Source organism: Burkholderia sp. AW33-5 (genome assembly GCF_053427615.1).
The window spans coordinates 1-757 of the sequence record NZ_JBSAXA010000081.1 but is presented as its reverse complement, the minus strand read 5'-3'; the positions used below and the strand labels follow the sequence as shown (position 1 = coordinate 757).

The 757-nt window shown below is 67.4% G+C and carries 1 protein-coding gene; it reads right to left on the bottom strand.

The features are described 5' to 3' along the window. Positions 1–757 (bottom strand): SIS domain-containing protein (locus ACV22V_RS32410; protein WP_448016816.1); only part of this gene is annotated, 757 nt, incomplete at both ends.

Sequence of the window (757 nt, the reverse complement as noted above, 5' to 3'; positions counted from 1 at the left end):
TCGCCGCCGCGTGCGCGCACTTCCTGCATGTTCGACTTCAGCTTCTCGAGCAGCGTGTCGTTCGGCGCGACCGTCACGACCGGCATCGCTTCGGTGACGAGCGCGAGCGGCCCGTGCTTCAGTTCGCCGGCCGGATAGGCCTCGGCGTGGATGTACGAGATTTCCTTCAGCTTCAGCGCGCCTTCGAGCGCGATCGGGTAATGCAGCCCGCGGCCGAGGAACAGCGCGTTTTCCTTGCGTGCGAATTCCTCCGACCACGCGATGATCTGCGGCTCGAGCGCGAGCACGCTGTTCAGCGCGGCCGGCAGGTGGCGCAGCTCCTTCAGGAATTGCGCTTCCTGCGCGGCGTCGACGTGCCCGCGCAGCTTGCCGAGCGTCGCGGCCAGCACGAACAGCGCGACGAGCTGCGTCGTGAACGCCTTGGTCGACGCGACGCCGATCTCGGTGCCCGCGTGCGTCAGGAACTGCATCTCGGTGAGGCGCACCATCGCGCTCGTCGCGACGTTGCACACCGCGAGCGTATGCGTGTGGCCGAGCGACTGCGCGTGCTTGAGCGCGGCGAGCGTGTCGGCCGTCTCGCCCGACTGCGAGATCACCAGCACGAGCTGGCGCGGGTTCGGCACCGACTCGCGGTAGCGGTATTCGCTCGCGATCTCGACCTGGGTCGGGATCTTCGCGATCGATTCGAGCCAGTACTTCGCGGTGAGGCCCGAGTAGTAGCTCGTGCCGCACGCGAGGATCAGCAGGCTGTCGATGT